This is a genomic window from Frigoribacterium sp. VKM Ac-2836, assembly GCF_013248995.1.
Lineage (GTDB): Bacteria > Actinomycetota > Actinomycetes > Actinomycetales > Microbacteriaceae > Frigoribacterium.
Map to the genome: position 1 here is coordinate 571,245 of NZ_JABRPK010000002.1, position 15,017 is coordinate 586,261.

Here is a 15,017-nt window from a genome sequence, read left to right on the forward strand (position 1 = left end):
GAGAGGCCGGGCCACCGAATCCAACGATGGAGGCTCGCATGGTCAAGTCCGCGTCCGTTTCGCTCTCCACGAAGCTCGGCCCCGACGAACGGGCCGCAGCCGTCGAGGCGTTGAAGACGAAAGAACTCGACATCCTCGTGATCGGGGGTGGCATCGTCGGTGCGGGGTCCGCGCTCGACGCCGTGACCCGGGGCCTGAGCGTGGGCATCGTCGAGGCCCGTGACTGGGGATCGGGCACGTCGAGCCGTTCGTCCAAGCTCGTGCACGGGGGCATCCGGTACCTCGAGCAGTTGAACTTCCGTCTCGTCCGCGAGGCGTTGATCGAACGTGGCCTGCTGCTGCAGCGTCTCGCGCCGCACCTGGTCAAGCCCGTGCGGTTCCTCTACCCGCTGAGCAAGCCGGTCTACGAGCGGTTCTACATCGGGGCCGGCATGGCCCTGTACGACATCTTCAGCTGGACAGGAGGCCGCCCGCCCGGCGTTCCCCACCACCGACACCTCAGCAAGACGCAGGTGCTACGCGCCATCCCGAGCCTGTCGAAGGACGCCGTCGTCGGCGGTCTCACCTACTACGACGCCCAGGTCGACGACGCCCGCTACGTCTCGTCGCTGGTGCGCACCGCCTCCAGCTACGGTGCCCACGCCGCGAGCCGCATCCGGGTCGAGGGGTTCGTCAAGGTCGGCGAGCGGGTCGTCGGCGTCAAGGCGCATGACTACCACACCGGCGAGCACTTCGAGATCCGCGCCAAGCAGGTCGTCAACGCGACCGGTGTGTGGACCGATGACACGCAGGCGATGGTCGGTGAGCGGGGCCAGTTCAAGGTGCGGGCGTCGAAGGGCGTGCACCTCGTCGTGCCGCGCGACCGCATCCACTCCGACATGGGCATGATCTTCCGCACCGAGAAGAGCGTCCTGTTCGTCATCCCGTGGGGCCGGCACTGGCTCGTCGGCACGACCGACACCGACTGGGACCTCGACAAGGCCCACCCCGCGGCGACGGCGGCCGACATCGACTACATCCTCGAGCACGTCAACAAGGTGATGGCCGTTCCGCTCACCCGTGCCGACGTCGAGGGCGTCTACGCCGGCCTGCGTCCGCTGCTCGCGGGCGAGTCCGACCAGACGTCGAAGTTGTCACGCGAGCACATCGTCGCTCACACCGTGCCGGGACTCGTCGTCGTGGCCGGCGGCAAGTGGACGACCTACCGGGTCATGGCCGAGGACGCCATCGACGAGGCCGTGGCGGCCCTCGACGGGCGCATCCCGTCGAGCACGACGATGGAGATCCCGCTGATCGGCGCCGAGGGCTACCACGCGGCATGGAACAAGCGCGGCAAGATCGCCAAGGCCTTCGGCGTGCACAAGGTGCGCATCGAGCACCTGCTCAACCGGTACGGCACCACGACCGACGAGATCCTCGACCTCATCCGAGACGACCCCTCGCTCGCCGAGCCGCTGCCCGGCGCCGACGACTACATCCGGGCCGAGGTCGTCTACGCCGCCAGCCACGAGAGCGCCCTGCACCTCGAGGACGTCCTGGCGCGTCGCACGCGCATCTCGATCGAGGCCTGGGACCGCGGTGAGTCCGCCGCCCCCGTCGCCGCCAAGCTGATGGCCGGCGTGCTCGGCTGGAGTGACGACGAGGCCGAGGCCGAGGTCGCCAACTACCTGAAGCGCGTCGCCGCCGAGCGCGCGAGCCAGCTCGAGCCCGACGACGAGTCGGCCGATCGTGTCCGCCTCGAGGCGCCCGACATCACCTTCGGCTTCGACGAGGACGACATGGTCGTCGCCGGAGCCGACCAAGGAGGCGCGCCCAAGCCGGGTGAGAAGGTCACCGAGCCGGCGGGCACGCCGGGCGACGACACGTCGGCGGGCAGCCCGGGCGGCCGCCAGGGTTGACCACGGGTCGCCGAGGCGACCGTCTGAAGGAGGCGCGGTGCCCGTTCGTCGGGCACCGCGCCTCCCACGGTTTCTCCGTCCGAGAACGCGGGAACACCTGTGGAGGGTGGCGGGTTGTCCCCACCGTGAGCAGCCCGGCTGCCGCGGCCGAACCCGCCGCTAGGCTGAGACGACTGCCCCCGAGTCCACTGGAGACGAACCATGGTTGACGTGCGTCGAGTCAAGCTCCCCGGCGTGGGTGTGCTGCACACCTTCATCACCGACGACGGCGGCAAGTGCGGTGTCATCACGCACCGATCGGGCCACAGCGACCTCATCACGTTCAGCGACGACGTCGACGGCGACCACGTCACGAAGGTCTCGCTGCGACTCAGCGAAGACGAGGCCCACACCCTCGCCGAACTGCTCGGCGGCACCCGCATCACCGAGTCGCTCTCGGCGCTCGACCAGATCCCCGGCCTCAGCATCGACTGGTTCACGGTCGACTACGACGACCACATCGCGGGGCAACCGCTCGGCGACCTCGGCGCCAAGGGGGTCGTGGGTCTGACCGTCGTCGCGGTCGTCCGCGGCGACGCGGCCAACCCGGCACCGTCGGGCGACTTCAAGGTGTTCCCCGGCGACACGCTCGTCGTGGCCGGTTCGCCCGAGAAGGTCGCCAAGGCGTTCTCGTTCTACCGCACGGGCGAGCTCAAGCACCGCTCGCCGGTCGACGCCCCGCCCGGGGGCTAGGCCCATGCACCTGGGTGAAGAGCTGATCGTCCTCGGCATCCTGCTGCTGATCGCCTACGTGCTCGGCCGAGCCGGCAAGCTCATCGGCCTGCCGTCGATCCCGATCTACATGATCGTGGGGCTGCTCGCCAGCACGAACACGGGGTGGTTCCCGCTCAGCTTCGAGTCCGACAACATCGAGCTGATCGCGATCTTCGGTCTGATCCTGTTGCTGTTCAACCTCGGCCTCGAGTTCGACCAGGACGAGTTCTTCTCGAACGCGGGGCGGCTGATCGTCTCGGGCGGCAGCTACATCGCCATCAACATGGGTGTCGGGCTGGTCTTCGGCTTCATGCTCGGCTGGGGCACGCGCGAAGCCCTGATCATCGCCGGCATGACGGCGACGTCGTCGAGTGCGATCGTCACCAAGCTGCTCATCGAGCTCAACCGCCTGGCCAACCGAGAGACGCCGATGATCCTCGGCGTGACGGTGGTCGAAGACATCTTCATCGCCATCTACCTCGCGATCGTCTCGGTCGTGCTCAGCGGCGAGACCGACCCCGGGCCGGTCATCCTCAAGCTCGGCATCGCCTTCGCGTTCCTCGTCGTGATGTTCGGTGTCGCGAGGTGGGGCGGGCGGGTCGTGTCGAGGCTGATGCGCACCCGCGACGACGAGCTCTTCACCGTGCTCTTCTTCGGCCTGGCCGTCCTCTTCGCCGGGCTCGGTGAGGTCCTCGGCGTGACCGACGCGATCGGTGCCTTCCTCATCGGCCTCATCATCGGGGCGACGAAGTTCCGCAACCGGGTCGAGCAGTTCGCCCTGCCCATGCGCGACGTCTTCGGGGCGTTCTTCTTCCTCAACTTCGGCCTCGGGCTGAACCCGGCACTCTTCCCGAGCGTGCTCGGGCCCGTCGCCATCGCCGTCGGCATGACCGTGCTGCTGAACATCGGTGCGGGGCAGTTCGTGGCGTGGCTCAACAAGCTCGGGCCGCAGGCCGGCATCAACACGACGGTGATCCTGGTGAACCGGGGCGAGTTCGCGCTGATCCTGGCGACCTTGTCGGCCGGTGCCGGGCTCGACGAGCGGTTGCAGCCCTTCGCCGGCCTGTACGTGCTCATCATGGCTGTGCTCGGCCCGGTGTTGGCGGCGAACAGCGAGCGCATCGGCTCGGTCGTGCTCAGGTCGCGCAAGAAGGCCGAGCGAGCCGAGGCCGAGGCTCGTCGCCTCGAACGCGAGGCACGCGGCGGCGACGAGATCGCCCTGATGGAGGCCGCGCTCGCCGGTGACGACCTCGACCAGACCGAGGTCACCGAAGACGACGACGAACGCGAGACCGAGCGCGTCCGGGCCGGCACGGCGCGGGCCGCCGCCGGGCGCGGTGACGCGTCGCGGCGCGCGGTCGACGACGACGCTGACGACGACGACCTGGACGACCTCGACGCGATGGACGCCGACGAGGCCCGGCTCTGGGCCGAGCAGGCCGGACAGCAGAGCGACCAGCGGGCCGCGCGTCGGCGCGACCCCGAGTACTGACCCCGCCGAGGTCCCAGCGAGCTCGTCGACGGCGAGAGGTACGATCGCCTGCGTGACCCGGACCGAGCAGCGCCCCGCCCTCCTCGGCGTCGACGGCGAGCCGCTGCCGGCGACCATGTGGCACGTCGCCCGACGTCCCCGGTGGATCGCCCTCCTCGGCCTCGCCCTCGTGGTGGCAGGCATCTTCGCCTGGCTCGGGCACTGGCAGATCGAGCGCAGCGTCGAGAGCGTGCAGGTCGTCAACCCCGAGACCGAGACCACCAAGGTGCTCTCAGCGGTCGCCACCCCGCAGGCCCCGTTCGCCGACTCGCTCGGTGCCCAGCGGGTGTCGGTCACGGGTGAGTTCGACCCCGACGACTTCGCCGTGGTCGGCGACCGGGTCAATGGCAGCGAGACCGGTTACTGGCTGATCGGTCGCTTCGTCGACGACGCCAACGGCGCCTCGCTGCCCGTGGGGCTCGGCTGGTCCGCGACCCGCGGGGGTGCCGAGGCCGCAGAGCCCTCGGTGGCCGCGACCTCCACCGTCACGGTCGAGGGGCGGTACTTCCCGTCCGAGTCACCGACCGAGAGCGACTTCGAGAGCGGTGCGCAGACCGTCGTCTCGGTGGCCGCACTCATCAACGAGTGGCCCGGCTTCGACGGCCAGGTCTACGGCGGCTACGTCGTCTCCGACGTCGCGCCCGCCGCGCTGAGCGAGATCGACTCGGCCCCGCCGGCTTCCGACGTCCAGTTCAACTGGCTCAACGTCTTCTACGCGATCGAGTGGGTCGTCTTCGCCGGCTTCGCCGTCTTCCTCTGGTTCCGGCTCGTGCGCGACGCGTTCGAGCGCGAGCACGAAGAAGCCGAGGAGGCGCGGGCCGAGGCGGACGCGCGCGGCGCGACCCAGCCCACCCGCGCCTCCTGACCCCTCGCGTCTCGGCCCCCGCCGGGCGGTGGGTCGGCCTCGTTCGACGTCGACAGGTGCCGTCCTGGCGCGTCGGCGGGCGCGGCTAGAATCGTGCCCATGCCTTTGAAGCCCCGGCAACGCGACATCCCGAAGATCCCGGGTGCCGTCAAGTTCTACAAGATCTCGGCGTACGTCACCGGCGTGATGCTGTTGCTGCTCATCTTCGAGATGGTCTTCAAGTACACGCCGCTGCAGCTCGAGATGCAGCTCGGCGGCCAGGGCGGGTTCCTCGTCCCGGTCGACTCGACCACCGGCTTCAACCTGTCGACGGCGATCCTCATCGCGCACGGTTGGTTGTACGTCGTCTACCTCTTCGCCGACTTCCGCCTCTGGAGCCTCATGAGGTGGCCGTTCTCGCGGTTCTTCCTCATCGCGCTCGGCGGTGTCGTACCGCTGCTCTCGTTCTTCGTCGAGAGCCACATGACCAAGCTCGCGACGCAGCAGTACGACGCGCTGACCGCCGAGACCACCCCCACGACCGAGGGAGCCCCCGCGTGACCGACGCACCCGAGACCGCCGAGGAGTCGGCGACCACCGCCGCCACGGCACCCGCACCGGCCGATCGCGCCCCCGAGACGGCGCAGAGCCCCGTGCTCGTGGTCGACTTCGGCGCGCAGTACGCGCAGCTGATCGCCCGCCGCGTCCGCGAGGCCAACGTCTACAGCGAGATCGTGCCCCACACGATCACCGCGGCCGAGATCGCCGAGAAGAACCCCGTGGGCATCGTGCTCAGCGGTGGGCCGTCGAGCGTCTACGAAGAGGGCGCGCCGAGCATCGACGCGGGCATCTTCGACCTCGACATCCCCGTGCTGGGCATCTGCTACGGCTTCCAGGCGATGGCCAAGGCGCTCGGCGGCGAGGTCTCGCAGACCGGCCAGCGCGAGTACGGCGCCACCGACGTGACGCTCGCCGAGGGCGACAGCACGTTGTTGTCGGGCCAGCCGACCTCGCAGACGACGTGGATGAGCCACGGCGACTCGGTGTCGAAGGCGCCCGAGGGCTTCGACGTGTTGGCCTCGAGCGCCTCGACCCCCGTCGCCGCGTTCTCGAGCGACGCGCGCAAGCTCTACGGCGTGCAGTGGCACCCCGAGGTCAAGCACTCGTCGTACGGCCAGGCGGTGCTCGAGAACTTCCTGCACCGGGCCGCCGGCATCCCCGCCGACTGGAACAGCGGCAACGTCATCGCCGAGCAGGTCGCCCGCATCCGCGAGCAGGTCGGTGACGCCCGCGTCATCTGCGGCCTCTCGGGCGGTGTCGACTCCGCAGTCGCGGCTGCGATCGTGCACGAGGCCGTCGGCGACCAGCTGATCTGCGTCTTCGTCGACCACGGTCTGCTGCGGGCCGACGAGCGTCGTCAGGTCGAAGAGGACTACGTCGCCTCGACCGGTGTGCGCCTCGTCACGATCGATGCCGAGCAGCAGTTCCTTGACGCCCTCGCCGGGGTCACCGATCCCGAGCAGAAGCGCAAGATCATCGGCCGCGAGTTCATCCGCAGCTTCGAGGCCGCCGCCGAGGCGCTCGTGCTCGAGGCCGCGGCCGAGGGCGACTCGGCCGTGAAGTTCCTCGTGCAGGGCACGCTCTACCCCGACGTCGTCGAGAGCGGTGGCGGCACGGGCACGGCCAACATCAAGAGCCACCACAACGTGGGCGGGCTGCCCGAAGACCTGCAGTTCGAGCTCGTCGAGCCGCTGCGCACGTTGTTCAAGGACGAGGTGCGAGCCATCGGTCGCGAGCTCGGTCTGCCCGAGGTCATCGTGGGCCGCCAGCCGTTCCCCGGCCCGGGGCTCGGCATCCGCATCGTGGGCGAGGTCACGCACGAGCGTCTCGAGTTGCTGCGCGCGGCCGACGCCATCGCGCGGGCCGAGCTGACCGCCGCCGGTCTGGACGACGAGATCTGGCAGTGCCCCGTGGTGCTGCTGGCCGACGTCCGTTCGGTGGGCGTCCAGGGCGACGGTCGCACTTACGGTCACCCGATCGTGCTGCGTCCGGTGTCCTCCGAAGACGCCATGACCGCCGACTGGACGCGTCTTCCCTACGACGTGCTGGCCCGCATCTCGAACCGCATCACGAACGAGGTGGACGGCGTCAACCGCGTCCTGCTCGACGTCACCTCGAAGCCCCCGGGCACCATCGAATGGGAATGATCAGGCCGTTTTCGGCGCGGAGCGCCGAGGCCTGATCATTCCGGGGGAGCCTGCGACCCCGGTGCCCACCAGTAGCCGCGAACGTGGAGTGAGGGAGACCTCCCGCGAAGCGCAGTGACGCGAAACCCCCTCTGGCATGTGCCCGAGGGGGTTTCGTCAATCCTGGATCTCTCCGTGGGTGGGGGCAAGGACCCGGTCGAGTGGGCAGAACGTGCTGCTCAGCCGAGCACGAACAGCACCTTCTGCCCACTCGACCGTCGGCCCGCACACATAGAAGCGGGGCCCGCCCCTCTCGGAACGAGCCCCGCCTCGGGGTGGTGCTGGTGGTACCGTGGTGACTAGTCGCTGCCTCGCAGGATCGCGAGCATGCGCAGGATCTCGACATAGAGCCAGATGACCGTCATGACGATGCTGAAGGCGGCCGACCAGGCGTAGATGCGGGGGGCGCCGCGCTCGACGCCGGTCTTGACCTGGTCGAAGTCGAGGACCAGCGAGTACGCGGCCATCAGGACGACGAGGATGCCCAGGAAGAAGCCGAGCGGGATGCCGAAGATCTCGACAGAACCGCGCAGGCCCCACGGGTTGCTGTTGGCACCGAAGGCCATGAGGCCGAGGTTGAGCAGCGAGAAGACGGCGTAGCCGACCATGCCGATCAGGAAGATCTTGGTGGCCTTGGCCGAGGCGCGTACCTTGCCGCTCTTGAAGAGCAGCAGGGTCACGACGAAGACCGCCGCGGTGCCGAGCAACGCCTGGGTGACGATGCCGTCGAACTGAGCCTCGAAGATCGAGGAGATGCCACCGACGAAGAGGCCCTGTGCTGCCGAGTAGGCGAGCACCAGCCCGGGGGAGGGCTTCTTCTTGAAGATGTTGACGAGCGCCAGCACGAAGCCCGCGATGGCGCCGACGAACGCGAGGGCCGGGACGAACCAGCCCACGGCGGCGAAGACGAGAACGACGCCGAAGGCGAGCAACGTCTTCGAGATCGTGTCTTCGTACGTCATGCGGTCGGTCTGCGTGGGGCCGGCGGCGGGCTGCGAGTAGAGCTGCTGCAGCTGCTCGGCGGTCATGCCGTTGTACTCGACCGGCTGGGCGGCGCCCTGCTGCTGACGGATGACGGGCCCGCCGTTCTTCGAGAAGGCCGGCGACTGACTGAAGCCGGGATTCGAGAATGCCAAGGGGTTCCTCTTCTGATCGCTAGGGATGTGTGGACCGCCCGCGCAGGTGCACGAGAGCGGTTCCGTACACATGAGGCTAACCGTGCCGTGCAACGAATGGCTGAAGATCTGCCTGATGAGAGCCGCATTCTCGCAGGGCGAACGTGCATGGCGTGCAGTCTTTTGCGTCTGCGGTGGGTGGGACGCCTCGTCCCCAAGGCCCGCGCCTCCTCGGTGGCCCACAGCCCACGAGCGGCTCGGGCCGTGCACGGGCACGCCCGTTAGCGTGGCCGGGTGTCCACCTCGCCTCTCGTCATCGCCCACCGCGGCGCCAGCGGCCACCGACCCGAGCACGGCGAGGACGCCTACCGCCTCGCGATCGAGCTCGGGGCCGACGCCATCGAGCCCGACCTGGTCGCGTCGAGCGACGGCGTGCTCGTCCTGCGGCACGAGAACGAGATCTCGGGCACGACCGACGTCGCCGACCACGACGAGTTCCGACACCGGCGCACCACCAAGACCATCGACGGCACCACGGTCACGGGCTGGTTCACCGAAGACTTCACCTGGGACGAGCTCAGCACGCTGCGCATCCGCGAGCGACTGCCCGAACTGCGACCCGAGAGCGCCGCGCACGACGGCGAGGGGCGCATCCAGCGGCTGGGCGACCTGCTCGACCTGCTGGACGCCGCCGATCGCCCGGTCGGACTCGTGGCCGAGGTGAAGCACGCCACGTACTTCGACTCCATCGGCCTGCCGCTCGGCGAGCTGCTCGCCGACGAGTTGCGGCAGCGGCGCTGGGTCGACGACCCGCGGTTGACGATCGAGTCGTTCGAGCAGACCGTGCTCGGCCGGCTGGCCGACCAGCGACTCGGGGCCCGGCTCGTCTATCTGCTCGAGAAGGCCGGTACGGCGGCCGACCTCGTGGCCGCGGGGCGCGCCTCCGTGGGGTATCGCGACCAGCTGCACGCCGAGTCGCTCGAGTCGTTCGTCGACGCGGGGCTGTACGGCGTCAGCCTCGACAAGCGCACGCTCCTCGACGCCAAGGGGGCGACCGACGGTCGGGTCGTCGATCGGGCGCACGCGGCCGGTCTCGACGTCTTCACCTGGACGCTGCGGGCCGAGAACGCGTTCCTGGCCAAGGCCAATCGCGGGCCCGGCGGCAAGGCCGCCTTCGGCGACTGGCGGGCCGAGTTCACCTCGCTCATGGCGCTCGGCGTCGACGGAGTCTTCGCCGACCAGCCCGAGCTCGCCGAGGAGGCGCGGGTCGCCTTCGCGTCCCGCTGACCCCGCCCGACGCCTCCCGTGACCGTGGTCGACCTGCACCCCCTCACGATGTCGGCGGTCGCGCTTAGACTCGACGGGCCATGACGATCGTGCTCGAGCCCTCTGACGCTGCCGGCGGTTCCGGCGACCCCCTGACCGCCGGTCTCAACCCCCAGCAGAAAGAGGCGGTCGAGTACCGCGGGCAGTCGCTGCTGATCGTGGCCGGTGCCGGCTCGGGCAAGACCAGCGTGCTCACCCGTCGCATCGCCGGGCTGCTGGCGACGCGCGAGGCGTGGCCCAGCCAGATCCTCGCCATCACCTTCACCAACAAAGCCGCGGCCGAGATGCGCGAGCGCGTGGCGCACCTCGTCGGTCAGGCCGGCGAGGGCATGTGGATCAGCACGTTCCACTCGGCGTGCGTGCGCATCCTGCGACGTGAGGCCGAACAGTTCGGCTTCACCAAGAGCTTCACGATCTACGACTCCGCCGACTCGCGGGCGCTGCTCAAGCGCATCCTGAAAGAGCTCGACGCCGACCAGCTCGGGCTCACCGTCAGCATGGCGTCGGGCAAGATCTCCAAGCTCAAGAACGAGCTCAGCGACGTCGAGTCGTACTCGCGCCAGATCAACATGAACGACCCGCAAGAGGTCATGTTCCTCGAGATCTTCCGGCAGTACACCCGCGAGCTGCAGCGGGCCAACGCCTTCGACTTCGACGACCTCATCGCGCAGACCGTCTACCTGTTCCGGGCCTTCCCGCATGTGGCCGCTCAGTACCAACGCCGGTTCCGGCACATCCTGGTCGACGAGTACCAAGACACCAACCACGCGCAGTACTCGCTCATCCGCGAGCTGACCCGACCCGTCCAGGCCGACCTCGTCGACGAACTCGAACGCGGCGGCCAGTTCGTCCAATCGATGCGCGACGGCAGCGGTGGCATCCCCGGGGCGTCGCTCACCGTGGTCGGCGACTCCGACCAGTCGATCTATGCGTTCCGTGGTGCCGACATCCGCAACATCGTCGAGTTCGAACGCGACTTCCCCAACTCGAAGGTCATCTTGCTCGAGCAGAACTACCGCTCGACGCAGAACATCCTCGACGCGGCCAACGCGGTCATCTCGAACAACTTCGACCGTCAGGCCAAGAACCTCTTCACCACGGTCGGTGCCGGCAGCAAGATCGTCGGGTTCACCGGCTACACCGGGCACGACGAGGCCCAGTTCGTCGCGGACGAGATCGCGGCTCTGCACGAGTCCGGCACCGACTACAAAGACATGGCCGTCTTCTATCGCACCAACTCGCAGACGCGTGCTCTCGAAGAGATCTTCATCCGCTCGGCCATCCCGTACCGCGTGCTCGGCGGCACCAAGTTCTACGAGCGTGCCGAGATCAAGGACGCCATGGCGTACCTGATCACCGTCGCCAACCCGGCCGACCCGCTCGCGCTGCGGCGCATCATGAACGTGCCCAAGCGCGGCATCGGTCCGGCGACCGAGACCGCGATGCAGCGCTGGGCCGACACGAACGAGGCGCCGCTGCGTGACGCGATGCGCAACGCCGGCCAGCTCGGTCTCGGGCCGAAGGTGACCGGTGCGATCACGGGTCTGGCGAAGCTGCTCGACGACGTGCAGGCCACGGCGGCGACCGCGCCCGTGCACGAGATCCTGTCAGCGCTGATCGCGGGCAGTGGCCTGGTCGAGGTGCTGCGCGCGTCGCGTGACCCGCAGGACGAGGCCCGTGCCGAGAACATCGACGAGCTCGTCGCGGTCACGAAAGAGTTCCAGAAGAACAACCCCGACGGCACGCTGCTCGACTTCCTCACCGAGGTCACGCTGGTGGCGGCGGCCGACGACCTCGACGACACGAGCGGCACGGTGTCGCTGATGACGCTGCACACCGCCAAGGGGCTCGAGTACGAGGCGGTGTTCCTCACCGGTGTCGAAGAAGACCTGTTGCCGCACCGTATGTCGGCCAGCGAGCCCGGTGGCCCGTCCGAAGAGCGGCGGCTGTTCTACGTGGGCATCACCCGCGCCCGCCAGCGGCTGTTCTTGTCGCTCGCGATGACGCGGGCGCAGTTCGGCGAGGTCAACGTGGCGATGCCGTCGCGGTACCTGCAAGAGATCCCCGTCGAGCTGATCGACTGGAAGCAGTCGCCCGGCATGGCGAACAGCCGCGGCGGCACGCAGCCGAGGGCGCTCAACGCCCGTCGCGAGGGTGGCGACGGCAACCGGGGTGCGACGCCGCGGGCGTCGGGCGGCTACGGTTCGGGCAGCTACGACCGGGCCACGGCGGCGGCGAAGACCAAGCCGAAGACCGAGTGGGCCAACCGGGTCACGGGCACCGTCCGCGACAACGGCGACATGGAGCTCGAGGCCGGCGACCGCATCTCGCACGTCGACTTCGGCGAGGGCCGCGTCATGGCCGTCACCGGCATCGGCGCCCGCCGCATCGCCGAGGTCCTCTTCGACGGCGCCGGCCGCAAGAAGTTGCTGATCAAGGTCGCGCCGATTGAAAAAATTTAGGCCCAAAGGGCTCGGTCAAGTTCGAGTCACTCGATTCACAACCTCTGGGGTCGAATTGAGTTTGGTTGACGATGAATATGAGGACTTTCTTGCCGGTCTAGAGCCGTTTCACGCTTCGGGGCTGCCCGAAGTTCCTAGGCAATAGAAGCCATCAGTAAGGCCGCATTTTATTTTATTTCCGAGCTCGAACGGCGCGTTCTGCTTTGACTGCGAGCCCACTGACTCCCTAACGTGCTGACGCGGAGTGGTGCGTTGTCGATAGCGGCTACAAGTTGCGCGCGGAGTTAGCGAGATTCGCGCTTAGCTCGAATACGTTCTAAGCGAGCGGGGTCTTGAAACACCTCGGTTAAGACCGACGCCATAAGAGCGAGAATCTCTTCGGAGTCGATCGCATCTGGAACTACGTCGATGTCACCATGAGCCATATCGTTCCCGGCGTAGCGGACTTCGTGCGCTTGATCAGCGACCGCTCGCCTGATAAGTTGATTATCCTTCATTGTATTGATTTTCTTGGACAGGTCGCCGTTCGAAATGCCTTGCGCCTTGGCTGTCGCCTCGATAACTGTTCTAGCCATCAGAATCGAGGCCATGTGGTTCCCGACGGAGGCACTCGAGTAAGCCTCCCGTGCCGCCCTACCTATTGCCTCAGGGACGTCCACCACTTCGGGCGCATCGGCGGCTGTGGGGAGCCATTGAATATGAGTCGCTTTCTCAATTTGACGACTCGATGCGTGGAGTTCAATCTCGTCGCCGCGCGGGCTGGGATTGCCGCCCGAACCCTCACCGATTGACAGTCGCGAGCAGAAGTCGCAACTTACAGCGACACGGGTACGTTCGCCATTCGAATGGACTTCCCCCCAACGCACTGTGACGTGGCTGTGCTTGTGGCAATAAGGGCAAAGGATGGCAACCATGATGTCATTGTGCCTGAAGCGGAATGAAATCGGTCGATGCCCAACTACAGCTCTTTCTGCCGCTAGTTCGTAGACTTATTCGGGACCAGGTAATGCGGTCCGATGAGGCCGACATGTACCTTTTTCGTCGTTCCGCCTGTGTCGTCGTGGAAATACACACGAGGCGCCAGGCTTCCGCCGCCTTCAGAAATCTTCAGGTGCGCCAGCATTTTGGCTTCGCCTGATGCGTCGACCTTCTTATCGACCTTGAAAACTCGGGTGCGAATGAGCTTCTCACTGTTCTGAACCGACTCGCTCTCTGTCATCGCAAGCTTCTTGCTGGTGGCTGGCCATCCGAGTAGTGGGCCTGAAGCGCACCATTCCCAGAACCCACCCTTGTCCCATCCGGCAGCTCGATCTTCGGCGTAGGCAGCAAGCGCACGAAGCCCTCGCCACGTCTTGTTCCCCCAGTTGTAGGCCTCTGGTGAGCTATCTATATCTTCGAGTTCTCTGATCGCTGAATCCGGGAGTGCGAGCCAGTCCGATAGATAAGCCTGCGCGGCCATCGCGGACTCCGAGGCGTCTTGTACTGCGTCTGGAGTAGAGGATGCCTCCTCGTGTTGAGTGCCCCACAAGAGGTCGGCGTGCCCCTGGTCGATCAGCACCTTCTTTAGGCGTGCAAGATGCCCGTTGGCGCTAGACAGTTCTCGCTCGACAGAGCTCTGCTCGTCCCGGGCAAGCTCGGACGCAAAATCCCAGTTCTCACGCGCTTCCACTAGCGACTGTGCTGAGATCATCCCGTTCGAAGAACCAGACGGAATGCTGCCCTGAACGTCAAATAGGCGGAAAGCTTCCGGTACTCGACGCCTAGTCGAAAGTTGAGCTACGGAGTACACGATCCGGTCTATCGTCGACTGTCGTGCCTGCTCCAAACGCGACCCAAGATAATAGCGGTGCTGCCAACCATCCGAGTCCCCCACGACTACGCCTGGCGCGTAAATACGCACTCCGCCGTCCCAGATAGCGAGTGATCCAATGTGTCGTCGGAACTCCACCGCGGCGCTTAGCCCCAGTGTGATCACGACGGCAATGCCTTCGACACGTGCCGCAATTATGTCCGCAGTTCGAAGCCAAACGTCGGCGTGAGGGCCGGTCGGCTCGGCGCAAACGATGATCGGAAGGCTTCGGGTCGGATCTGCGAGCAAGTCTGTCAAGATGGCAATTCCGTTGGCAGGTAGGTCGAGAGGCCCCAGGAGGAGACGGCTGCCACCAAGACGAGGCTTCTCGACCGCAGCGAGCAGTTCATGAACGACTTTTGGCCGGCCGACTGAGACTCGACGTGCTAGATCGTCGGAAGACATGCTCAACTCGACAAGTGTGTGCACGCCCTTCTGGTCCGCGATGACACGGATCACCGTCGCCCACTCGGTCGGGTCGCCGGGAACTTCGTCTGTGGCTACGATTTCGAAGGCTTCGGGAGTGACAGTTCGGAGTGCGACAGTTCTTATGCGCCCCTGCGACACCTCGAAGGTGCTTTCTCCTTCTGGCAGAGGCTCCGGATCAGGTCGATCCTGAATCCACTTAGCGGCGCAATCCTTGAGGGCTTGCGTGACCGGTTCTCTGTCTCCTTCCGTTGTGTCCGACCACACGGCTCGATAAAGAACACTCATGATGCTGATCCTCTGAGGTTAAAGTCGAAGTTGTCTACGCCGACAGCATGACCATAGGATCAAACTCCGTAGAGGGCGAGCCTCAACTCCTACGAAGCAGGAACGACGGAGCTTGGACGGTCCGCTGGACGCGCCAGGGATTCTTCCGCATCCTATGGCGGGCTAAGGCGCGGCGTTGCGATGGCCATCGAGCTCGTCCTTTCCTGTGCCGCCATCGCGGTGCGCCCACGGGACTTTGTTCGAGAGGCTAGGTGCCGATTGAAAAGGATCTCTGGCACG

Annotated in this window: 11 protein-coding genes; 8 read left to right on the plus strand and 3 right to left on the minus strand. The window is 66.8% G+C overall.

All coding sequences use genetic code 11. The features are described from left to right. Positions 1–38 precede the first annotated feature (38 nt). From HRF36_RS09065 to guaA, 6 genes are all read left to right on the plus strand, one after another. Entirely contained in the window at positions 39–1,898 is a 1,860-nt protein-coding gene (locus HRF36_RS09065) for a glycerol-3-phosphate dehydrogenase/oxidase (RefSeq protein WP_173209044.1), read from the plus strand. Positions 1,899–2,099: 201 nt separating this feature from the next. Further along, positions 2,100–2,630 (plus strand): cation:proton antiporter regulatory subunit, encoded by a 531-nt coding sequence (locus HRF36_RS09070; RefSeq protein ID WP_173209047.1) that lies wholly within the window; start codon positions 2,100–2,102, stop codon positions 2,628–2,630. A 4-nt stretch (positions 2,631–2,634) separates the two neighbouring features. Next, positions 2,635–4,143: a cation:proton antiporter gene (locus HRF36_RS09075; RefSeq protein WP_173209049.1), complete on the plus strand. Its 1,509-nt coding sequence runs from the start codon at positions 2,635–2,637 to the stop codon at positions 4,141–4,143. 52 nt (positions 4,144–4,195) lie between these two features. After that, positions 4,196–5,047, plus strand: coding sequence for an SURF1 family cytochrome oxidase biogenesis protein (locus HRF36_RS09080; RefSeq protein ID WP_173209051.1), 852 nt, complete (start codon positions 4,196–4,198; stop codon positions 5,045–5,047). A gap of 99 nt (positions 5,048–5,146) precedes the next feature. Next, a complete protein-coding gene (locus tag HRF36_RS09085; RefSeq protein WP_173209053.1) occupies positions 5,147–5,587 on the plus strand; it encodes a DUF3817 domain-containing protein in 441 nt (146 codons plus the stop codon). A gap of 92 nt (positions 5,588–5,679) precedes the next feature. Beyond that, complete coding sequence (gene guaA / locus HRF36_RS09090) at positions 5,680–7,233, plus strand: glutamine-hydrolyzing GMP synthase (RefSeq protein ID WP_371740139.1); 1,554 nt, start codon at positions 5,680–5,682, stop codon at positions 7,231–7,233. A gap of 338 nt (positions 7,234–7,571) precedes the next feature. On the opposite strand, the gene HRF36_RS09095 is transcribed toward guaA, so the two are convergent. Then, positions 7,572–8,408, minus strand: coding sequence for a Bax inhibitor-1/YccA family protein (locus HRF36_RS09095; RefSeq protein WP_254281165.1), 837 nt, complete (start codon positions 8,406–8,408; stop codon positions 7,572–7,574). A gap of 273 nt (positions 8,409–8,681) precedes the next feature. On the opposite strand from HRF36_RS09095, the gene HRF36_RS09100 reads away from it, so the two are divergent. Together HRF36_RS09100 and HRF36_RS09105 are read left to right on the plus strand one after the other, a co-directional pair. After that, complete coding sequence (locus tag HRF36_RS09100) at positions 8,682–9,674, plus strand: glycerophosphodiester phosphodiesterase family protein (protein WP_173209059.1); 993 nt, start codon at positions 8,682–8,684, stop codon at positions 9,672–9,674. Positions 9,675–9,754: 80 nt separating this feature from the next. Continuing rightward, complete coding sequence (locus HRF36_RS09105; protein WP_173209061.1) at positions 9,755–12,175, plus strand: ATP-dependent helicase; 2,421 nt, start codon at positions 9,755–9,757, stop codon at positions 12,173–12,175. 284 nt (positions 12,176–12,459) lie between these two features. Here the strand turns inward: HRF36_RS09105 and HRF36_RS09110 are convergent, their stop codons facing one another. Both HRF36_RS09110 and HRF36_RS09115 read right to left on the minus strand, forming a co-directional pair. Further along, a complete protein-coding gene (locus tag HRF36_RS09110; RefSeq protein ID WP_173209063.1) occupies positions 12,460–13,089 on the minus strand; it encodes a DUF4145 domain-containing protein in 630 nt (209 codons plus the stop codon). 62 nt (positions 13,090–13,151) lie between these two features. Next, positions 13,152–14,738, minus strand: coding sequence for a hypothetical protein (locus HRF36_RS09115; RefSeq protein WP_254281166.1), 1,587 nt, complete (start codon positions 14,736–14,738; stop codon positions 13,152–13,154). Between the last annotated feature and the right edge of the window lie 279 nt (positions 14,739–15,017).